Genomic DNA, 22945 nt, shown 5'->3' with positions numbered 1-22945 from the left:
CAATGTGACGCTACCCTCTGGTGTTGGTACTTGAATTTGAGCGCCTAAGACCGCTTCATCTGGACGAATGGGAACTTGTACGATATTCTCCGGAGGCGGAGCGTCTCTGGCTCCGCGCCAATACTGTAAAGCCACCAGTACTTGATCTTCTCTACTCAGTTTTGGGCTACCGGAAGTTTTCTTGAGTTTGATGTACTGACGCATCACGCCTACCATTTCATCAAAATATTGAAACCGTATTTAGTAGTATCACTTGTGTTTTCCCAAAATCAATACATGCAGTCACTTGTAAAGGGTTTTTACTTAAGCTACAAGCATTTATTTTTTCTTTTACTCTTCAACAAGCTTTTATTTAATTAAGTAATTTATATAACAGCCAAATCATTTAAGTACTTGAATGCCATTGTTGCACGTGTAGGCGTAGCCCGCCGGAGGCATCGCATCAATTGAGTGGTAACAACCACAGATCAGTTGATAACCCGCAACTTGGGTTATTACCAATCTAATAGAAAGTTTGAGAATATTACCTAAGCATGTTGCTATTATTGGAGGAGATTATACTGCTCTAAAAACTGCACAACTATAGCAAAACTTTATAGCTAAAGCAGCGATGAAAACTCTTAGTGATATGAAGCAAGAAACAGACGTGCCAGTTGTAATTACAGATCAACAAGGGTTTGTCACTTATGTAAACGATCGCTTTACGTCTGTTTTTGGCTGGAGCATGGCTGAAATTAATGGTCAAATTATTACAGTAGTAATTCCAGAAGGTTTTCATGCCCCGCACCATCTTGGTTTTTCCCGCTTTCTTTCAACAGAAAATTCTACTATTCTCAATCACCCCCTGCGTCTAGTTGGCATCACCAAAGATGGTCTAGAAATTGAAGCCGAGCATTTGATTATGGCAGAGAAACATCAGGGAGAATGGGTATTTATGGCCATGTTGCGTCCTCTTTAAAATAAATGAGAAGATAGTTCGCCAAAAAAAATCATAAATTGACCTTTTTTTTCTTAAAAATAGTAAATTTTAATTAATCTTTGGGTACAAGTCCCCAATAGTTACAATTTTTAATTCTTAATTTTTGATTTTTAATTCCCCGGAGGTGAGTTTGCTGATGAGCATACATTTGACTAGTTTGGTCAACCAATTACGGGCAATTTTGGGCAAGATGGAGGTGGCGCTGGGGACGATCGCTGATGCTATTGTCTGGACTGGTAGTGATGGCAAAATACAATGGTGCAATACTGCTTTTGACAAACTGGTTAACCGACCACATATTCTCGTTCTTAATTCCAAGCTGAGTGACTTGTTATTTTTAAGCCTAGCTGGTGAAGAAGTTGCACCAGAGTCTTATCCAAATATGAGGGTGTTAGGGGGAGAGTATGAAATCACAGAAGAATATGAATGTCGTGACGGCAAACATCGCTCCTTAATTTTAGAAATATCAGGTAACTGCGTCGAACTTGCAGGAGGTGACAGGTCATCTATACTAGTAATTCGAGATGTCACTCAAACAAAACATTGGGAAACGGAAGGCTACTTAGCACAACAAAAACAAGCAGAAACTCTATCTCTTTTGCAAGCGACACTTGAATCTACAGCTGATGGAATTATAGTTGTAAATCAAGACTTTAATGTAGCAGTCTTTAATCAAAAGTTTATTCAGATGTGGTCAATACCAGAATCGTTGTTGCAACCTTCTCAGAGCAATGAACGATTCAAGTTTATGTCTGAACAAACGCGAGATCCCGAAGCTTTTACTGCCAGAGTCAAGGAACTATTTTATAACTCCCCAGAACAGGAAGCTTTTGATTTGGTAGAGATGAAAGATGGACGTGTTTTTGAGCGTTACTCTCAACCTCAATGGCAAAACGATAAAATTATTGGACGTGTTTGGAGTTTTCGGGATATTACTGCACGTCAGCAGGTAGAGAAGGCCTTGAGCGAAAGCGAGATTAAGTTCCGCCGCATTGTGGAAAATTCTAATGATATTATTTCTCTGATTGACTTAGAAGGACGAATCTCCTATATTTCGCCCAATTTAGCCAAGCTTACAGGCTATGAAACAACTGAGTTAGAAGGTATAGCATTTACAGATTTTCTTCATCCTGATGACTTACCAAGTTGTTTAGATGCAGTCAACAGGGTAGTAACAACAGGGGAGAGGGTAGAAGTTGAGTATAGAGCTAGACTCAAGGATGGTAGTTGGCAATGGCAAGCCACAAACTTAGCTACAACTGATGATATCGATGGTAACTTGGTACTGATCAGCGTTGCGCGTGTGATTACAGAGCGGAAGCAGGCTGAACAAGCTTTGCTCAAGAGTGAGCAAAAGTTTCGCAACCTGTTTGAGAACTCTCAATTTGGCATCCTTCGCAGCCGAATTGATGATGGACTGATTTTAGATGCCAATCAACGCCTTGCGGAGCTATTAGGCTACAGTTCTGTAGCAGACTTAATTGGTGGCACAAAATTTACCACAGATTTTTATGCAAACCCAAGCGATCGCCAGCGTATAATAACCGAACTGCGTGAAAAAGGTTCACTCAACAACTTTGAGCTACAGTTTTATCAATGCAACGGTAAGGCTCACTGGGGCTTATTTTCCTTACGTTTGAATCTGGAAGATAATTGTCTTGAAGCCGTGGTTGCTGACATTAACGATCGCAAGCAAGTAGAGGCAGATTTACACCGCAGTAATGCCATACTCAAAGCCCAACAAGAAGCTTCAATTGATGGAATTTTAGTCGTTGATGAAAATAATCGAGTTGTATCTTATAATCAGCGTTTTTGTCAGTTATGGCAAATTCCAGAAAGATTTGTCAGTGGTAACAATCGGCGATTACTAGAATTAGCACTCGAAAAACTGGAACAGCCACAGGAGTTTCTGGCAAAAGTTGAGTATCTCTACGCCCATCCAGACCAAATCAGCCGGGATGAAATTCGCCTGAAAGATGGAAGAACTCTAGACCGATATTCGGCATCTGTGCGATCGCCAACAAAAGATTACTACGGTAGAATTTGGTACTTCCGCGATATTACGGCGCGCAAACAGTCAGAAGAAGCTCTACGTCGCAGCGAACAGAAATATCGCAACATTTTTGAAAACTTTCAAGTGGGGATTGCTCGGATTCGCTTAGAAGATGGGCTGTTTCTGGAAGCTAACCAACGCCAAGCCGAAATTTTGGGTTATAGTTGCGCCACCGATCTAATTGGCAAGCAATTCACGACGGAGTTTTACGCGAATCCAAACGATCGCCAACTGCTGTTGGCAGAAATGGCACAGCAGGGTGAGGTACGTAACTTTGAGTTGCAACTATGCCGTCGGGATAAATCTCTTGGTTGGGGATTAATATCGTTGAGACGGAATGCTGAGGATGGTTGTATAGATGCCGTCATTACCGATATTAGCGATCGCAAACTTGTAGAAGAATCTTTGCGACAATCAGAAGCCAGATTTCGCGCTCTTTACGAATCAACCAGTATTGCTGTCATGTTACAGGAAAACGGAATTCCCCTTGATTGTAACCGGGCAGCAGAAGAACTATTCGGCTATTCTCGACAAGAGTTTTTACAGAAGCATCCAAGTGAATTTTCACCACCATTTCAACCAAACGGTCAAACTTCTGCTAGTTTAGCGCGCGAACAAGTTGCGATCGCCTACGACCAAGGCAGACATCGTTTTGAATGGGTTCACCGTCGCGCCGATGGTACAGATTTTCCAGCTGAGGTGTGGTTAACTATATTTAAGTTGGGTGAGCGCACACTTATTCAGGGGTTGGTGCAAGACTTAACCGAACGTAAGCAAGTTGAAGCCACACTTTGGCATCGCGCTCAGGTAGATAGACTGCTAAACAGCATTTCTCGCCAGTTTATCGACCAGGATGCAGATACCGCAATCAATTTTACCCTGCAAGCGATCGCCGAATTTATGGGGGCTGAATGCAGTTGTATCTTTGAATATTACGAGCCACAACAGCAATTTCACATCGCTCATGAGTGGTACGATCCTAGCAACAGACTATTATTAAACAGCGCTACTTCATCTGAACCGTTGCCTTGGTTTTACAACCAAATTCTCAACGGTAATCCTATCCAAGGTTTACAAGCATCTCGAATTGCAGATATTTCACCAGAGGCGAACGCCGAGAGAGAAATAATTAAATCTGTAGTGGCTGTACCGATGATTTACGCCGGCAGAGTCGTTGGACTACTGGAATTAGATGCTGTTAACAAATCTAAAACTTGGAGCCAAGAGGAAATCAACTTACTGCAACTGGTGAGCGAACTCATAGCCATTGGGCGATCGCGGCACAAAGCAGAGGAGGCACTACGAATTGCCAAAGAAACCGCCGAAACTGCCAACCGTTCAAAAAGCGCCTTCTTAGCTAACATGAGCCATGAACTGCGAACGCCACTCAATGCCATTTTGGGTTTCGCCCAGCTAATGGAACGAGACACCACCCTCAACAAACGTCAGCGAGACTCTTTAGCAACTATCAATCGTAGTGGAGAACACCTGCTCAACTTAATTAATGATGTGCTGGAAATGTCCAAAATCGAAGCTGGACGGATTGTTCTTAACCCGACATCCTTTGATTTGCATAGGTTATTGCAAGAGATGCAACAGATGTTCCAGATACGAGCCAAGGACAAAAAGTTATCACTCTCATTTGAACTTGCTCCGAATTTACACCAATATATCCTCACAGACGAAAGTAAACTCCGACAAGTGCTGATCAACCTATTGGGAAATGCGATCAAATTTACCAATACTGGGGGAGTAACGTTGCGCGTAGAAGTAGGAGAAGATAATCCTGAAAATTCTTTGAGGAATCCTCAATCGCTGATTACCTTTGAAATTGAAGATACAGGATTGGGAATTCCTACCGAGGAATTAGATAATTTATTTCAGCCTTTCGTTCAGACTGCAAGTGCTAGACAAGTAAGAGAAGGCACAGGATTAGGATTAACAATCAGCCGTCAATTTGTGCAGTTAATGGGTGGCGATATCCACGTTCATAGTCTGGTAGGTCGTGGCTCAACTTTCTACTTCGATATCAAAATTGAATTAGCAAATTCATTAGATATTGCACCACCAACCCTTAAACGTCGAGTAATTGCTTTGGTATCAGGCCAACCTGTATACAGAATTCTGGTAGTTGATGACCGCGAAGACAATTGCCATTTATTAACGCAGTTATTTAATAGTATTGGTTTTGAAACTCAGGCAGCAGCTAACGGTCAAGAAGCGATCGCTCTTTGGCAAAGTTGGGAACCTCACCTAATTTTCATGGATATGCGAATGCCCGTGATGGATGGGTATGAAGCCACTAAACAAATCAGAGCTACTTTAAAAGGTCAAGCTACTGTGATTATTGCTCTAACTGCTAGTGCTTTTGACGAGGAACGATTTGTGGTTTTATCAGCAGGCTGCAACGATTTTGTGCGTAAGCCGTTCCGAGAGGAAGTAATTTTAAATATAATATCTAAATATTTAGGGGTGCGTTATGTGTATGAACAAGAACCACTTCAAAAAGACCAACTTGCAGAAAATTCTAACCTTAAACTTCTATCAGTAGAAGAGATTCTAGCTCAGATGCCCACTGAGTGGGTGACACAGCTACACCAAGCAGCACTGTGTACTGATGAAAAGCTGATTTTCAGCTTGCTTGAGCAAATTCCTGAAGAATCTACTCTTTTGGCAAACACTCTGTCTGATTGGGTTAATAATTTTCGGATTGATAAAGTTATTGATTTAACCCAACTGTAATAAATGATTTATGAAGTGAATTTTCAGAGGTGGACGATTTAAGATAAGCTGTACCGTGACGATATAAATAAGTTTTTAAATATCTATACTTTGCTCATGTTATTTATATGAAGTCATGGTAATAGCTGCTTGTTTTTGATAATTGTTAATACTTACTTTTATAAATCGTTTCTAATAAATATGAATAACCATCAAGTTCAGCTAGCAAAAGCAAATATTCTTGTTGTGGATGATACGCCCGATAATCTGCGACTTTTATCTGCCATGCTAACTCAGTTAGGGTATGAAATTCGCAGAGTCATTAACGGGCCAACAGCTTTGAAAACAGCACAAGCTGCGCCACCGGATTTAATTTTACTTGACATCATGATGCCAGAAATGAATGGCTATGAAGTCTGTCAACATTTGAAAGCCTCGGAAATAACCCGCGACATTCCAGTGATTTTTATTAGCGCTTTGGATGAAGTATTTGATAAAGTTAAAGCTTTTGCAGTCGGGGGAGTAGATTATATTACTAAACCTTTTAGTGAAGAAGAGGTTTTTGCCCGTGTAGAAAATAACTTGACTATCCGAAGGCTACAAAAACAACTGACTGAGCAAAATTTACTTTTGCAACAGGAAATTAGCGTTAGCGAAGCTGCCCGAAGGGGTCGCCAAAAAGCAGAATCAGCACTGCGGTTAAGCCAATTTTATTTAGACAGATTTAGAGAGCCAATTTTTTTTGTTAACTCAAATGCCCAGTTGATTTATGTAAATGAAGCGGCGTGCCAGATTTTAGGCTATTCTCGCGAAAAATTGCTGACCATGACCGTTCACGATATCGATCCAAATTTTCCCGCAGAAACTTGGCACTCACAATGGCAAGAACTTAGACAAAAAGATTCTTCAAGTTTTGAATCTATTCACCAAACTGAAGATGGTCGTAATCTAGATGTGAAAATAACTTTTAGTTATCTAGAGTTCAAAGATCAGGAATATTTATGTACTAGTGCCTACTATCCCAACACTTACTAATCTCGACTTTATCCAAAATTAAGAACTTGGTTCTCCTTATAGAGCAAAAGCCCTAGCTTTTTGGCAAATTTTTTTCCATATCACTGATTCAAGCTGAAATTGAAAAAGTAAAACTACTGTTCTACAAAGGTTTTAGCGTCAGCTTGAGTGTTACCAAAAAATGGATAAAGTCGAGCTAATATTGTGTTCGGTTTATAGTTTATCGAAACAGAATTCAGGAGTCAGGAACGGCTCCGCTCCTGACTCCTGAATTCTTCTTCAAGTGACTTGTAAAGAAGCAGTCACGGCAAGAAATTCTTGGATCATTTTTTGGATTAGCTCCCCTGCTGGGAGAGCTTCAGCTAATGCTGCTCCTTGTCCTGCCCACATACTGACAAAATCTGGACTTGATTGTTGAGCAGAAGCTTGACGTAAAACTCGTCCTATAGACATCTGAGCCGGGAATGGCAGTACCTTGTCCTTGTGATTCTCCATTTCACGTATAAATCGATTTCGGATTGCTCTGGCGGGTCTGCCGGAAAATACCTCAGTAATAACTGTGTCCTCGTCCTTACAGTTGAGTACTGCCTGCTTATAGACTTCCGGGATATTGTTCTCAGGACAGGGAAGAAAGGCGGTTCCCATTTGTACCCCGCTTGCCCCAAGTGCAAATGCAGCAACGATTCCACGAGCATCCATAATTCCGCCTGCCGCAACCACTGGAACCGACACCGCATCAGCTATTTGCGGTACTAAGGCTGCTGTTCCAATCAATCCATGTTCATAAGGCACAGCAAAAGTACCGCGATGACCTCCGGCTTCAAAGCCCTGGGCTACGATCGCATCGACTCCTGCTTCGACCAGAGCTTTTGCTTCACTAGTTGTCGTCGCGGTAGCTAAGACAATTGAGCCTATGCTGTGTATCTCACGAATTGCCTCAATTGGTGCAGGCCCAAAGTGGAAACTAAATACAGGTATTTTCTCTTCCAGCAAGACAGTAAATTGTTCTAGGAATGGCCCTAATATTGATATTGGTTCGGGAACAGGCCCCACGTCAAGTTCGTTGTGCCATATTGTTAATAGCTCGGACATGGGGAAATGCTGCTCAGGTGCAAGTTCATACGCTTCAACTGCTGGTGCAAACAAATTAACTGCAAAGGGTTGGTCTGTCATCTCTCGGATTTGCCTGATAATCTGGCGAAGTTTGGCTGGTGCGGTGGCCGCACCGCCATAGGAGCCAAGACCTCCTGCATTAGAAACGGCTGCAACCAACTCAGGTGTGGAAGCGCCGGCCATCGGGGCCTGAATTATTGGGTGTGCGATCTTGAGCAAATCTATCAGTTTTGTCTTAGGCCACATAAATATCTCCCACACTTGGTAATACAAGCAATATATTTTCAGGAAAGGCGATCGCCTGTTACGTAAATGTGATTAGCACTCGCTCTTTGGGAAAAAACTTTTTAGTTTACTAGTAATTGCTTTGAGGTAACAGGGCAGTGCTTTTTATATTGAAAAGTCACTATCCCCAATCCTAAAACAACTATCAATGCCCAACAAAATGCCCCTAGAAAAAATAATCTTTGGAATCTAGCTGCTTTTTGCTCTTGAACTAATCTAGCTTTAACTTCTTTAGTTCGTTCTGCTTCTAACCATGTCTCAACTTCTCGCCGATCGCATTCTTGGCTAGCTGCTAAAAACTGATAATCTAGATCGCTCAAGCTTTTGCCTTGTGACCAAGCTAGAGCTTCAAGCAAAGCTGTTCCACGCAATAGTCGTGAATTGTCACAATGTTCTGAGGCTATCCAAGCATTCAATGCTTGGGAGTAGGGCCGTAGTTTTGCTAATTGTTTTTCTACCCAAGTTTGGTTAAAAACCTCTTCATAAATGCGGTTTTTTACTATGAGTTGCCCTTGCTGCTTAGTTACTAACCCCGACAAAAGCAGTTCTATTTGTTCTTCTCCATCATCACTAGCTATCTGAATACCTTGCAAAATTTGCTGGTACATTCCCAGTAAACCTCCAGCACGCTGCTCATTTCTCAGCAAGCGATCACGGATTGTTTTCAAATGTTCTGGATCATCCTTTGCTTCCCATTTTTCTATAATATGGGTTTGCACGAGTTTTTCTAAAACTAACAAGGGAAATTGGTAATAAAAATTTATCAGATGTTGATTAATAATTGGTAAATGGTCATCCAATTTATAACGCTCGTCAACTTCTATACTTCTTTGCTCTTCAACATTTTTGCTTCCAGAGTTTCTTTCTTGCACTACTATTTGACAGAGCTTTTGAGTTAAAAAAGGTTGACCATTTGTCCAAGCCAAAATGTCTTTGATAACTGCCATCGGATTAGCAACTTTACCTTCTAACCCTGCTACTAATGGCTGAACCTCCGATAAATTAAAGCCGTGCAGTTCAATAGATTTACCGATATTAAATGGGGTGCAGTTGCGATCTGTAATCAAATTCGAAGGGGTTGCTACTCCGAATAGTGCCCAAGTTAGGCGATTATATTCTGGGTTTTCTGCTCGCTGATTGTAGCATGAGCGAATTAGGGTAAAGAAATCAACTACCGGGAAATTTAAACCTAAAACACTATCAATTTCATCAATAAAAATAAATATCTTTTCAGCTTTTATTTCAACTAACAAAATATCTTCGACAAACTGACTCAATCGCTGTAACGCAGGCAAATCTTCTCGCTCCGACCACCAGGTTTTTAAATTAACTTTGCCAAAGATATTAAAGCTCCTTAATAAGTCAACTACTATGCCCTTATACCACTGAGCAGGAGTAATATTGCCGTTGCCGATACGAGTCATATCGATAGAAGCACAACTGTAGCCGGCTCGTTCTAATCGGTGTCTTGTTTGTAACCGCAAGCTAGATTTACCCATCTGTCGGGAACTAAATACATAACAAAATTCACCTTGGATGAGAGCATTATAAAGTTCAATATCAGCCTGTCGTTCTACATAGCTAGGAGCATCGACTTTAAGACTACCGCCAATTTGATATTCGTATTTATTCATTGCATTTAGCCTAAATGCTCTTGGAAATAGAGCCGATACAACTCACAGCTAGATATTGCTTGATTTCCTTCAAGTTTTACTAAACCCATACTTTCTAATTTGTAGGCAGCGATCGCTTCTAATTGCACGCTTGTTGGAGAGGTAACTACCCGTTTGAGTGCTGTTGCTAGTTCGGGATGTTCTTGAAGATTGGCTAGATGCTGCCGTAAATAGTTGCTATAGATGCCGGCAATTGTGGGAGCCTCATTTAGTAGTTGCTCTAGAGTTACTTCTTCATGTCCCAGGTTATAAAGAGCCAGACGAGCTAGATAGGGATGTCCACCAATCATCACTAACAGAGGAGCCAGATTTTCCAATCCTTTCTCACCTTTAGCCCAATCGAGTCCATGACGCACTGCCAAATCCTGCATCTGCTCTAAACTAAATTCTGGTAATTTAATCGGTAGTCCTACGTTGAAAGGGGATTGATTAATATCTAACGGAATATAAGCTTCAGTGGCATGAACTACTATTAGTCGAAGTTTTCGCCAGATTTCTAATTCGGAAGCATCTTCATACCAAGAACGCAATAGCGGCAGAAAATCCCTAGAGATTTCTGGATACTCGAAAATTCGATTCACTTCATCCAAAGCTAAAACTACCGGAGCATCGATTTTCTCCAGCACATACTCTTGTAAATACAATGTGCAGCTAACTTTGCTGCCAATATCCTCATCCCAATAATCATCCAGTCTGATCTCTAAGTTCAACTGCCGACTGACGTTAGCACAAAACCAGCGTAAGAATTTTTCCAAGCTGGTGAAAACTTGACTATCTGCTCTCTGGAAACCGATCTGTACAGTGTGTACCCCAGTCTGTTTAGCGTGAGTAAGAATTCTGTGCATTAGGGATGTTTTTCCCATTTTGCTGGGGGCTTTGATTCTGATTAAGCTTCCAGGTTTATTGATTTCTGTATATGTGCGTTCTTCAATTGGCGGACGCTCTATGTAAAAAAAGGAATTGAGCGGCACTGAACCACCAGGAATTTCTAAAAAGTCGGAATTTAGGACTGGGGTTTTTTTCTCCTCTTGCTTTTCTATTACCAAAGAAGATGCTAATATCACATTTTTCTCTGTGCTTGTTTGCTGAGACTGTCTCAAGACTGCTGGCATTTGTAGTTTTTCTGGCAAAATGCTGCTTTGCGAGCGCCGTCTCAATACTGAGCGAAAATTACTTTTTGTCACTTCCTCCCCAAAAGCTTGTGAAAGTAACTTCCATAACTTAGAACCAACATCTTTTATATAATTGGCATCATAACCACAGCTTTCAGCGATATCTGGATAAGTTTTTCCTTCCCAAGCTTGACGAAATATTATTTCCTGAACATCACTTAAACTATGTTCAAGGAATGTATCTAGAATTACTAATGCTTCTTCTATATTCATTTGTAAAAAGAATAAAGTTGGTTTTAAATAAGACTTTAGCGGAATTATTCATAGTTTTTTCCTTATTCACTTAAATTTAAACAGTAGGCTTCAGAAACCTAACCCCCTACCAGTCAACAAGATGCTAGAGAAAGACCCTGGATTGTAACGCCCTATGACGCTATACCCACGACAAGCAAGCGCTTATCTCTAGTTATGAGGAAAAGGGACGAGGAGCTACGCCCCACTTTATAGCGATGCCTGCGGCGAGCTACGCCTACGCATCTTCACCTCAGCCAACAAATAATAACAACCAAAATCTGTATATGTACTAATATGCAAAGGGAGCTATTTCTCCTAATTAAGTAGAATTATTGCCAAATTTCACCATGATGAATAACTGGTTTGATACAGCTCGATTGGGGATGTTTATTCATTGGGGACATAGTTCTCAACAAGGATGTGAGTTATCTTGGCCGTTAGTTGGGGGTGTATTCAGCCTTCCTTTTTGCAAAGATATTCCAGTTGAGAGATATCACTACACAGCTAATACTTTCAATCCACAACAATACAATCCCCAAGAATGGGCACATTTAGCAAAAAGTCTCGGAATGAAATATGCCATATTAACAGCCAAGCATCATAATGGTTTTGCTCTATTTCATACCCAAGAATCAGACTTTTCAATTGCATCTGCACCTTACAAAAAAGATATTGTACGTGAATATATCGAAGCGATGCGCTCTGTCGGATTGCGTATTGGTCTTTATTTTTCGCTTAGTGACTGGCATCATCCAGACTATCCAGCTTTTACAGAAGCAGATAAACCTTATCGCTTTGACCAGCTACCTCAACCTACAGCGCAACAGTGGGAGCGATATATCCAATTTATGTTCAATCAGATCCGAGAATTATTGACCAACTATGGTCAAATTGACATCATCTGGTTTGACGGAAGTTGGGAACGCACTCCAGAGCAATGGCAGGCTCAAAATTTAGCAAAAATGATTCGTGATTTACAACCGAATATTCTCATTAACGATCGTCTTCCAAATTGTGGAGACTTTGAAACTCCTGAACAGTTTATTCCTCCTCAACCACCCGATCATCCTTGGGAAACTTGTCTGACTATTAATGAAAGTTGGGGATATAATTCAGACGATCATTGCTTCAAGTCATCTCGTCAGCTAATTCATACCCTTTGCGAAGTAGCAGGCAAAGGAGGCAATCTTTTGCTCAATGTTAGTCCAATGGGTAATGGACAAATCCCTCCTGAACAATTAGAGCGTCTCAAAGATATAGGAGATTGGATGGAGAGCCACAGTGAAAGTATACTTGATACAACCCCAGGGTTAGAACCGTGGCAATTTTATGGCCCCTCAACTCGTAAGGGCGACCGCATTTATCTACACCTATTAATGAAACCTTACGAGACAATATCGGTTAGGGGTATACCAATCAAGCGAGTAAAATCAGTGTTTCTTCTGGCTGACGGCACAGCACTAACCTACACAAGCCGCTGTGCAATTATAGATTCTATTCTTAATCCCAATCCATTAGGAGAATTAACAATTGATGTACCTGAATCAGTAATTAATCCATACGTTACAGTGATTTGTATTGATATTGATTCCTGAATAGTTAATGTTTTTTAAGTAACAGTACAAGGTTGAGGAATTTGTTCAACGCAGAGATTTTAAGCTTTCAGTCTTCTGAACTAAGAAATCAGTGAAGATACTCATAATGGTGCGCTGACGCAATTTCACATTAGCATCAATGGACATCCCGGATTGCAATGGAATTTGACGCTGATTAATCAGTAATTTCTGCCCATGTAGGCGGACTTTTGCGGAAAAACGCCAGAAATTATAAACTTGGTCTGGAGGTAAGGCATCAGAGCCAATCTCAATTAGTTCGCCTTTGATATCACCATACTCTTGGAAGGGAAAGGAATCAATTCTCACATCCACTTGTTGCCCTTCTCTGACAAAACCGATGTCGCGGTTAGTGATGTATACGTTAGCAACCAAGTTATCACTCGGAACAAGTTTTAGGAGCGGTTCACTAGAATTAATTACAAATCCTGCTGTTTTAGCTTTAAGTTCAAAAACAGTACCATCTACAGGTGCAGTAATTTTCTGATATTTAAGAGTTTGTTGTGCCTGAATTAACTTACTCTCAATCTCACCAATCTGACCATTAATTTCATAGAGGCGTTTCTGATTATCTACAATTACTTTGGTTAATTGGCTGTCAATTTCGGCAATGTTTTTGTCATTATCTGTAATTTTGGCTAATAAGTCTTCTTGAGACACAGCCGCAGTATTGCGAAGTTTTTCATTTGACTGTGCGATCGCTAATTGTAATCGCTGCTGTTCCCGATTCAATCGGATTACTTCTGCTTGTTTGGTGCTGACATCCTGTTGCTGTTTCAAGTATTGTATCTGGGAGATAGCCCCCTGCTGCGCTAGAGGTTCAAACTTGTGGAGAATTTGTTGATTAATTGTCAGCAACTCTTTAGCGCTAGTTAACTGCGCCTGAGTCTGAAAAAATTGCTGTTGTGTCTGTCCCGTTTCTAAATTAGCTGTGGCTAAACGCGATTCTAATTCTATTTGGCGATTTTGCAAGCGTAACTGTTGCTCTCTTGTGAGAGAACTTTCAGCAGTCGCACCGTTTAATTGTGTCCGGTACAACTGGTTTTCGGCAATAATCGCTGCTCGGCTTTTGGTCAAGAAGGCTAATTCGGGTTTAATTTTCAACAGAGCAGTTTGCTGTGCCACTTGTTGTAGTGATATGCTCCCTTGAAGCTGACGGCGATAGAAGTCATTTTCTTGTTCTAGCGCTTGTTTGGCAAGCAACTGAGCCGTCCGACTTTGCTTTAATGAAGTTAACTCAGCCTCAGAAGTAGTTTTTTCTAGAGTAATGAGTGTTTCACCTTTTTTGACTCGCTGACCATCTTTAACTAGAATTTCGTTGACAACACCATGAACCGGAGCCTGAATTTCTTTGACTGCACCCTGTGGTTCTAACTTCCCAGTAGCATGAATTGATTCATCAATTTGGAAGACTGAGGCCCAAATTACTGTGAATGTGCTAACTCCAACAATAGACCAGGCGATCGCTCGTGACCAAGTAGGAGTTTGTTGTAAAAGTACTGGTTGATCGAATTTATGCTGAATATTCATAATAAATGGGGGAATGGGGAATGGGGCATTGGGCATTGGGGAGTGTTGAGAGACGCGATTCATCGCGTCTGTACAAGAGTTAGAAGTGCTAAGGTTAAAATTCCGAGTTTAAAAGCTCAACGTTTAAGCAAAAAGGTGCAACTTCCGAGTTCAAAGGCTGAAGTATCGAGTTTTAAGCTTGAAGTTTCATTATTTAAAGTTGAAACAATAGTATTTACTGCTGGCAAATGACACATGACAAATGACAAATGACTAATGACTACACTTTCGCTTCTTGTTGCTGATACAGACAGTAGTAATAACCTTTGAGCGCCATCAATTCTTCATGAGTTCCCTGTTCTACTACAGCACCTCCATCCATCATCAGAATGACATCGGCATTGCGAATTGTGCTGAGGCGGTGAGTAATAAAGAACACTGTTCTATCTTTGAAAGTTCTTGCCAAGTTACCGCAAACTTGGGCTTCGGCATTGTAATCTAAGGCGCTGGTTGCTTCATCAAGAATCAGTAATTGGGGATTTTGCAGAACAGTACGAGCGATCGCGACTCGTTGGCGTTGTCCCCCAGACAGACCCGAACCTCGTTCGCCTACACGGGTGTTATAGCCATTGGGTAAAGACATAATAAAGTCGTGGGCGAATGCTACCTTGGCGGCGCTAATAATTTCTTCATCGCTAGCATCAGGATATCCCAAGGCAATGTTTTCGCGGATTGTGCCATCAAACAAGAGGGTATCTTGTAACACCATACCAATTTGACGGCGTAAGGAATAGAGTTCAACTTTGCTGATATCATAGCCATCAATCAAGATTTTGCCAGACTTAGGTTCATAAAGCCGAGGTAATAATTTTAGCAGTGTGCTTTTCCCAGAACCGCTTTGACCAACAATTCCCACAAAGGAGCCAGCAGGAAAATCTAAGTTAATATTGCACAGTTGCATCGGCCCGTGTTCCGCGAAACTGAAGCTGAGATTTTCAAACCTGACACTACCTTGAATACTGGGCATGAGAATATTTTGAGAGTTGCCGATTTCTGTTTCTTGGGGAGTGTCTAAAATATCAGCAAGGCGTTGCAGAGATAGAGCGGTTTCTTGAAAATTCTGCCAAAGTTGCATCAGGCGTAACAAGGGACTGGTGACATAACCAGCAAGAATGCGAAAGGCGATGAGTTGTCCCAAGGTAAGGTGCTGATTGAGGACGAGAAAAGCTCCTACCCACAGCACTAACATACTGGAAAACTTGTTGAGAAAACTGCTAATAGAACTGGCGGTAGTTTGGGTAGAGACTGTTTTGAAACCAGCGCTGATGTAACGAGCATAGCGTTCTTGCCATTGCCAACGCGATCGCATTTCTAAATTTTGCGCCTTGACTGTCTGCATTCCCCCCATTACTTCCACTAAATAAGATTGCGTTTCAGCATTACACTCAGCTTTCTCTTGCAATTGTCGCCGCATCAAAGGTGATACCATCAAGTTGAGCAAGCCAAATAGCGGTACTGTTGCCAAAGCAACTAATGTCAACACTGGGCTGTAAATCGCCATTACTACGATGTAGACCACTGAAAACACAGCATCCATCACTACAGTTAAAGCGGTACCAGTTAAAAAAGAACGGATGTTTTCTAATTCGTGAATTCGCGTTGCCAATTCCCCCACAGGGCGGCGTTCAAAGTAAGATAATGGCAAACGCAACAAGTGATTAATCACCTCAGAACCAAGGGTGAGGTCAATCCGGTTGGTGGTATCTGTAAATAAATGAGTGCGAACGCTGGTAAGTATTGCTTCGATGACTGCAACTACCAGCAAAAAGATGCCGAAAACTTCCAGGGTATCAGGACTATTACCAACCAATACTTTATCAATAATCACCTGTGTGGCGAGAGGATTTACCAGCCCAAAAAGTTGGATAACAATAGAAGCAATCAGTACTTCAATTAATACTTTGCGGTAGCGCCGCAGTGAGGGTACAAACCAACTCAAACTAAAGCGCGACTTGGGAGTATTTTTGGTGGTTTGTAGCAGCAGAACTTCTCCTTCAGCCCCCCAGTTTTCCGCAAAGTCTCGCAATTTGTAGCGCAGTAATCCCATCTCAGGAACAGCAATGAGTAACTCTCGATCGCTATTTTTGTAGATGATGGCAAAACTATCTTGCCAAGAAATCATGACTGGTAATTGCAAGCGTCCGACTGCGGTGGCGGGAACTTTGACTATCTGTGTTGTCAACCCCATCAACTCGGCGGCGGCGGCGCAAAATTGCAAAGATATAATCCCCTTCTGTTCTTGCTGCTTTGTCAACACCCGGCGTAGTGTATCTTTGCGCCAAGAGATATTAAAGTATTGGCTTAACATTTGGAAGCAAGCTAGGGAACCATCCAACGGCCCTCTACCCTTAATATAAGGAAACTTCTTTTGTTTACCCTTAGCTGCTGGTTCTTCTGTGGCAGTAATTTCTGAGGCGTAAGGAATCTCTGCGGGTAAAAGTATTTTTGGTGTAAAAGGAGCGAGATTTTCTCCAAGTATTGATTTGGGCAATCCCACCAGACGCATATTTACATTAAATTTCAGCTTGGGGTTGAGTTCATCTAATTCTAGGCGACTACCCACGGGGAACTCAGCATCAAAATTACTGCTGACTAACCACAAAAATTCAGGATTTAAATGCTGGTGGAAGACTTTGCGCGCAGGGATTGTTCGGATGATAGCAACTTCAGTTGCAGCCTGGGCAAGCTTAATTACATTTTTACTACCATCTGCGCGACGGCTGAGTTCTTCGGTGAGCAGTTCATACACTTCTAAAAGAGTGATTTCATGTTGTAATGCTTGGACAAAAGCCTCTTCCTGCTTGAGTAAAGTTAGAAAATCAGCAATAGGTAGATTAATCGCGATCACTTCAGTAGAAGCGATCGCAGTTTCACAAGCAATCCCCCGCACATGACTTACCCAACCCAAAACTTCTCCAGATGAGAGTAATTTCAGTGTCGCCGGATTTTGTCCTTGGGAATTGTATGTTAATAAACGCGCTTGTCCTTGGTAAATAATGCTAATCTGATCGGGCATCGCTTCCCTTGCTACTATTACTTGCCCGATGCGATAGCGACAAAATCGCACTTTGTTGAGCAAATTTTCTAAAACATTTGGTGACAGATAATTGAAAGGAAACAAATCAGCAATAAATTCTTGAATATCAACGGTTGTATTTGTCATCATCTTAGACACCCTATTTTAATAAGTTTTACGCAGCGATGGCTTGTTGAGTATGTGCTGGTTTTGTGTTGATTCCCATCCAGGTTTTCTCTTCTGGTGATAGTTCACTTAGTTGCTGTTGAAACCAAGTTTCAAAATTCTCTTGCAGCAATCGTTGGCGCATAAAATTGTCTAACTGTGCAGTTATAAACTTTTCCACCCGGACAATCACCCATGATTCTCCAAAGGCTACAGGTGCTTGAACTATACCCACTTGACTTGTGCAAAGTAACTGAGCAAAATTTGGGGTGATTGTACCAACTTCCACTGGGCCGATGATGCCACTTGTCTCAGCTTCAGGGCCTTGAGAATATTCATGCGCCAACTCAGCAAATGACTGTTCCCCTTCTGTAATTCGGAAGTATAGCTCGTTAGCAGTTCCTCTGTTATCAGTCCGAATTAAAGAATAAATTACTTTATCAAAATGTCTTTTGTATTTCAGGAAGTAAGATTCTAGTTGATGTCCCCAAGTTATTTGCTTGAACTTTTCGACTCTGAGCTTTCGGGTTGCAAAAAGTTCTAATTGTTCTTGAGTTAAACCGTAACGTAAGCACCAATCTTGGATTTTTTGCTCAGTTGTCAAATTCCACTGCTGATAAAATTGTTCTAAAGCCTGAGTTGTTTCGGCTAGTGTGCAGGTGATTGGTGCGATCGCAGACTCGATAATGCTCTGAGATAACAATTGCGGAATCAGATTGTAACTAGCCAAAAAGGGGAGAATTTCGTTAGGCAAGAGGGCGTGTTCGCCTATTTGTAAAGATTTATTCATATTTAAATCCTAATTTTGTTGAAATATTTTGATAAGTGCAGCTACGATTTTTGTAATAAAGCGGCAAAGTTCAAGTATGATTGTCTGCCGCTTGCATCATTTGCATACGCTTGAAAGCATTGCCGTACAATGCTTTCAAGTACTGCTCATCACTACCACTGCTTAAACTTAAGCAAAGGTGGTGGTGAAGTGGTCAAGAGTCAAGTTGTAGTTAGTCGCACCACTGAATTCTGTAACCTGCAAGAAATAATTACCAGCTTGGTTAATGTTGGAAATCAGTTCTGAAGTAATACCTCCGTTAGTAGAGCGTGCAATTTCCTCTCCGGCATCAACAATGCGATTATTGTTAATGTCTCGGATCAGCCGCATGTCAGCATCAGTACTTAGTCCGTTCAATTTAATGTTGACACCCTCAAAGTTTCCCAAAGAGAAGTTGTAAACATCAGCAGTGTTAGTGTTATTGACGTTACCTGTACGAGTCACATCAGCTGACAAATTACCAAGTACAAATTCCTTAGGCAGAAGATTGCTGAAACTAGCTGAAACCGCAGTTCCAGACGGTTCAGTCGCAGATAAGGCTAAATCGTAGCTGAGATCGCCTGAACTAGCTAAATTGACCGGAGATACTTCGGCAAAAAAAGTACCTGAGCTAGTTTTAAAGTTAATCGCCTCATCATGGTTGCTTCCCTGATTAGAAACTAGTCCAGAAATTCGGTCGAAGTTGTCCAATACACCGTTATTGTTAGCATCTCTAAACAGTCGGATGTCGGCATTATCGCCAGCACTGATATCTGTCAAAGACAGGTTGATATTTTTGCCGCTAGTGATTTTGAACTGAAAGACATCGGTGAGGTCAGATGGATCTAAATGAAAGTCATTCTGAAGAATGGGTGTGCTACCGAGTGTACCAAGATTGTAAAGTGCCATTTGTTTGTCCTTTAGGTGTTGATTTTGATGTGGTCAAGTTCAGATTAAGTTGTGGTTTGTACAAATATAAACGCCCGATTTAAATCGACATTTACCAGAATTTAACGGCTTAGAGTTTGATGAAAATAAATATTATTTCTTATTTTCAATAGAGCCTTAGTTGTTTGGTTTTGTGCAAGCCGTGTTCAGAACCTGTTGTTTAACCATGAATCTAAATTAAACTGTTTCTTCAATAAACACAGCATGAAAAAGACTTCTATAGTTAGGTGTTTGTTAAAGTAAATGCCAAGTGCTTTGTATTGTTTAGTCAGAAAAAGTCTTATAACTCACCATTCGCGTAATCAAGAATGAGTTTGATGAAATAAGAGATGTGTGAATAAGTAAGCGATCGCTTTGACAAACCTTGCTGACAACACAAAGTTTGTTGTAATTGATACAAAATAGACTCTGTGTTACCAGAGGCTTCTTATGGTTAAGTGGTCAAAAGTCAGGTTGTAGTTAGTGCTGCCACTGAATTGATTGACCTGCAAGAAGTAGTTACCAGATGTACAGTGACTTTTTATGTGTCGCTATGCCAAATTAATGTCATTGAGGGTGTAAAGCTTGCACTCAAAGAGCATTAAGCTTAGAAGTAGCACTGGGAGCTTACAACCTATATCAACACTAATGGCTGCAAGCCTAAAGCGGGTAAGACTTAACTCGATGACACGAATTTGTCTCAACGTAATTTACCCCTCTCCTAAGAAAACAGAATGGTTTCTTTCATCCATAGTGGGCGATCGCTCATGAACAGCTTCTGTCACTTTCCGGGTATTCTGAATAAAAGAATAAAAAAAGAAAACCCTGAAAGGTAAGTAGGGCAATGGATGTAGAATTACAAATCTTGAAACATTTGGCAAGAGATCCTCACCCAACAGTTGCCACCATAGATGAATATTGTGCAGAGTATAAAGACCTGTTTAAAGAAGTAAGAAATTATGAGTGCTTCAAATATTTACATCTGGGAATAATGTCCCAAATTCAAAGAAAATCATTACCAGAGATAGCGGAAGTAGTAAGTATAAACTCAGCGAGCGTCGTTACATCATTTTCTAGCCAATTCAGATTGGTCAGTAAATAAGTTAAAACAACAAAAACCGTCGATTGATATTTACCCAAAAGATTTACCTGCACTACCTCCTGCCGTTTTCTAACCGTCGAACTCACGTTTTATTAGGGGTCTATGTTAAAACTGCTGTAATTTATGTGCAACAAACATTTCGGCAGGTATTGAGTTCAAGTTAGAGATTTTGTGAGAAGGTGGCCGTCTAAAACCAGGGTAAGTTGCCCATTGGCAAGAACGCTAGTTCCTTGGATATAAGCAGCAACTGGGATTGCTTCCCCCAGAGGATGGATCGCAGAAGATTGTTTGCCGATGATGCAATCTACTTCTAAAGCACATCGTTTGTCTAAGTAACGAAATACTAATAAAGGCTTATCCTGCTTGAAAGCATTTAGTGTATTTGTGCTGTAAGTAGTAGCTGAGGTGGGAAGTTGGTTAGGACAAGTCAGCACATCAGTCAATAAGTGGACAGGGACGAGCATTTCTGTTGTTAAATCCTCATCAGCACAACCAAGGAAGCCACTGGTGCCAGAAGACTGCAATAATAACATGCGTCCCGCTTGAGTTTGGATAATTTGTTCGGACTGGGATAGATAAATCTGCTCTACAGAATCGGCAATAAATGCATAGACTCTGGAGTTAGCTTGACAGACGATAAGTTGAGCAATTTTTTGATCGAGGGGAATTTGGAGAGAGAAGGCTGTACCATGTCCAGCTTTAGACTTCAATACTATTCTTCCCTGAAGAACTGTTAATTGCTTGCAAACTTCAGTTAATTCTACTCCTAACTCTAAGGCAGCGCGATCGCATAAAACAGATGAAACCTCTGGTTCAATTACCAGTTCTTGTAAGATATCCCCTGGTTTTGTCAGGGCGAGTCCTTGGGCTAAAGCTTGTTGATAGATTTGAGATAAGTTAAGTCCTCCGCCATCATCACAGCCATCAATAATTAGTTGATTTCCTTGCTGGTAAATTTGAATTTCAATAATACCGTTGCTATTTTTACCAAGGTGTTGGCGTGTTTGGCTAGACTCAATACTTTGCTCTAGTAAATAGCAACTTATATGCAACAGAAGAGCATGGAGGCGATCGCTAAATGCCCGATCGACTTGGATATCGCTAACTTGTAAATGTAGTCTAGCAGACTTATCTTGTAGAGCTTGTAACTGAGACCAAAGCCGATGCAAGGATTCTAAGGCTACTTTTAAAGGAATAGTTGTAACTTTTTTGACTAAATTAGAAGACTGGTTAAGTAACTTTTCTTGCTGTATGAGTTCTTGTTTGAGTTGATGATGATTGTTATTCAGCGAATGAACAGTTGATGCCACCTGAGACGCTTCAGCCAAAACAGATTGCAGAGTACTGTATAATTGCTGAGAGCGAGAAGCAGCTAGAGGAGAAAGGGTATCTGAAATTCCTGCTAAACGTCCTGACCATTCCTGTAGATTATCCAGCAGGTGTTGTAATCGTTTAACTTGTCGGAGCAACCGCCCGATTGTATGTTGCTGTTGTTCTTCTTGACAGGCTTGCTGATTATATGTAGTTAATAATGTTGCAATTAGCGCGTTTAGTTGTTCGAGATGCTTAATATTGATGGGTGTGGCGGTTGGAATACTTGTTGCAAGAATGGTAGAAATCGATTCTTGCAAAGAGAGTGGATGGCGATCGCGAACAGATTTAACTAGGGATGCAACAGAAGTTTCAGTAGGCAGGGAAAAATCCCCCAACCAAGCATGAAAATCTTCTTCCTCTAGGTTCGCTAGTTCCTCTACCTTGATGGGAAGCTGCTCTGTATCTACGTGAACAAGGCTGTCAGACTGGGGGCTAGTTTCACCTATTAGTTCCCTGTCAAAACTATCCTTGTCTTTAACCATAACTTGCTCTGGTAGAGCCGCAAAAGATTCTACCTCGGCCAAGTGATCGCCAAACTGAATAACTGGTTGATGTTCCTGTGGTTGCTCTACCGATGTCTCAAGGTTTGTTTCCTGGAAGATAACGCTTTGTTGGCGATCGCCAAACTCTGCTTGTAGACGAGCAACAATGGCAGACATCCGCTCAAGAATTTCTACTTCGTCAATTTGCGAGGCTGTTAAAAATGCCATCAACAGCATTTGTAGGCAATCTAATCCTTCTGACAACAGGGAGGCGATTGGGGCGTTGACAGTTGCCCGATACTGATGCAGAAGCTGAAAAATCTCTTCTAGTGCAGCCGCAACTATGGCAATGGCATCTAACTCAGCTGCTATGGCAATCGAATGCAGAGAGCGAGCAGCTTCCATGAGAGCCGAAGCTGTACCAGGGTTACTGTCTTTTGTATAGTTAGGCAACTCCTGCTCCAAGAACAGTAACAGATCGATCGCTTCTTCTAGAAAGCGATCGTCGTTCTGCGGTTGGGGGACAAAATCGGTACTCATGAAAACAACTCTCAGTTTCTATGGGGTTTGTGACAATTCTAAAAACTTCTTGCAGAAGTCGGGAAAAGGGGAAAGGGGAAGGTGGGGTCCCCTCTGGGGATAAGG

Annotated in this window: 14 protein-coding genes and 1 pseudogene; 6 read left to right on the top strand and 9 right to left on the bottom strand. The window is 41.3% G+C overall.

The window, feature by feature from the left end; all coding sequences use genetic code 11:
- Positions 1–204: hypothetical protein (locus tag G1O98_RS26290; RefSeq protein WP_163934060.1), on the bottom strand; the 204-nt coding region annotated here is incomplete at its 3' end.
- Between the two features lie 406 nt (positions 205–610).
- On the opposite strand from G1O98_RS26290, the gene G1O98_RS26285 reads away from it, so the two are divergent.
- From G1O98_RS26285 to G1O98_RS26275, 3 genes are all read left to right on the top strand, one after another.
- The gene (locus G1O98_RS26285; RefSeq protein WP_167306221.1) at positions 611–958 is read left to right on the top strand and encodes a PAS domain S-box protein; all 348 of its coding nucleotides are present in this window, start codon (positions 611–613) and stop codon (positions 956–958) included.
- Positions 959–1115: 157 nt separating this feature from the next.
- Positions 1116–5774, top strand: a complete 4659-nt coding sequence (locus tag G1O98_RS26280; RefSeq protein ID WP_163934091.1) for a PAS domain S-box protein — start codon at positions 1116–1118, stop codon at positions 5772–5774.
- Between the two features lie 180 nt (positions 5775–5954).
- Positions 5955–6788, top strand: a complete 834-nt coding sequence (locus G1O98_RS26275) for a response regulator (protein WP_163934088.1) — start codon at positions 5955–5957, stop codon at positions 6786–6788.
- Positions 6789–7046: 258 nt separating this feature from the next.
- Here G1O98_RS26275 and G1O98_RS26270 read toward each other — a convergent pair whose 3' ends face one another.
- From G1O98_RS26270 to G1O98_RS26260, 3 genes are all read right to left on the bottom strand, one after another.
- Positions 7047–8126, bottom strand: coding sequence for a nitronate monooxygenase family protein (locus G1O98_RS26270; RefSeq protein WP_163934084.1), 1080 nt, complete (start codon positions 8124–8126; stop codon positions 7047–7049).
- A 101-nt stretch (positions 8127–8227) separates the two neighbouring features.
- The gene (locus tag G1O98_RS26265; RefSeq protein ID WP_163934081.1) at positions 8228–9799 is read right to left on the bottom strand and encodes an AAA-like domain-containing protein; all 1572 of its coding nucleotides are present in this window, start codon (positions 9797–9799) and stop codon (positions 8228–8230) included.
- Between the two features lie 5 nt (positions 9800–9804).
- Positions 9805–11223 (bottom strand): AAA-like domain-containing protein, encoded by a 1419-nt coding sequence (locus G1O98_RS26260; RefSeq protein ID WP_163934077.1) that lies wholly within the window; start codon positions 11221–11223, stop codon positions 9805–9807.
- A 368-nt stretch (positions 11224–11591) separates the two neighbouring features.
- Between G1O98_RS26260 and G1O98_RS26255 the strand changes: the two genes are divergently transcribed.
- Positions 11592–12839, top strand: coding sequence for an alpha-L-fucosidase (locus tag G1O98_RS26255; RefSeq protein WP_163934074.1), 1248 nt, complete (start codon positions 11592–11594; stop codon positions 12837–12839).
- A 45-nt stretch (positions 12840–12884) separates the two neighbouring features.
- Here the strand turns inward: G1O98_RS26255 and G1O98_RS26250 are convergent, their stop codons facing one another.
- Complete coding sequence (locus G1O98_RS26250) at positions 12885–14387, bottom strand: HlyD family efflux transporter periplasmic adaptor subunit (protein ID WP_167306220.1); 1503 nt, start codon at positions 14385–14387, stop codon at positions 12885–12887.
- On the opposite strand from G1O98_RS26250, the gene G1O98_RS26245 reads away from it, so the two are divergent.
- Entirely contained in the window at positions 14373–14618 is a 246-nt protein-coding gene (locus G1O98_RS26245; RefSeq protein ID WP_163934057.1) for a hypothetical protein, read from the top strand. The genes G1O98_RS26250 and G1O98_RS26245 overlap by 15 nt on opposite strands.
- A 28-nt stretch (positions 14619–14646) precedes the next feature.
- On the opposite strand, the gene G1O98_RS26240 is transcribed toward G1O98_RS26245, so the two are convergent.
- The 3 genes from G1O98_RS26240 to G1O98_RS26230 form a co-directional block, all read right to left on the bottom strand.
- Positions 14647–17589, bottom strand: a complete 2943-nt coding sequence (locus G1O98_RS26240) for a peptidase domain-containing ABC transporter (RefSeq protein WP_167306222.1) — start codon at positions 17587–17589, stop codon at positions 14647–14649.
- 28 nt (positions 17590–17617) lie between these two features.
- Complete coding sequence (locus G1O98_RS26235; protein ID WP_163934068.1) at positions 17618–18397, bottom strand: peptidylprolyl isomerase; 780 nt, start codon at positions 18395–18397, stop codon at positions 17618–17620.
- Positions 18398–18565: 168 nt separating this feature from the next.
- Positions 18566–19324, bottom strand: coding sequence for a PPC domain-containing protein (locus G1O98_RS26230; protein ID WP_163934066.1), 759 nt, complete (start codon positions 19322–19324; stop codon positions 18566–18568).
- A gap of 862 nt (positions 19325–20186) precedes the next feature.
- Between G1O98_RS26230 and G1O98_RS26225 the strand changes: the two are divergent.
- Positions 20187–20460, top strand: a pseudogene (locus tag G1O98_RS26225) (IS701 family transposase); the annotation flags it as partial.
- Positions 20461–20599: 139 nt separating this feature from the next.
- On the opposite strand, the gene G1O98_RS26220 reads toward G1O98_RS26225, so the two are convergent.
- The gene (locus G1O98_RS26220; protein WP_163934063.1) at positions 20600–22840 is read right to left on the bottom strand and encodes a chemotaxis protein CheW; all 2241 of its coding nucleotides are present in this window, start codon (positions 22838–22840) and stop codon (positions 20600–20602) included.
- Between the last annotated feature and the right edge of the window lie 105 nt (positions 22841–22945).

It is taken from the genome of Nostoc sp. UIC 10630 (genome assembly GCF_010747425.1).
GTDB lineage: Bacteria > Cyanobacteriota > Cyanobacteriia > Cyanobacteriales > Nostocaceae > Nostoc.
The sequence above is the reverse complement of the archived record's forward strand: the minus strand, read 5'-3'. Positions and strand labels throughout refer to the sequence as shown.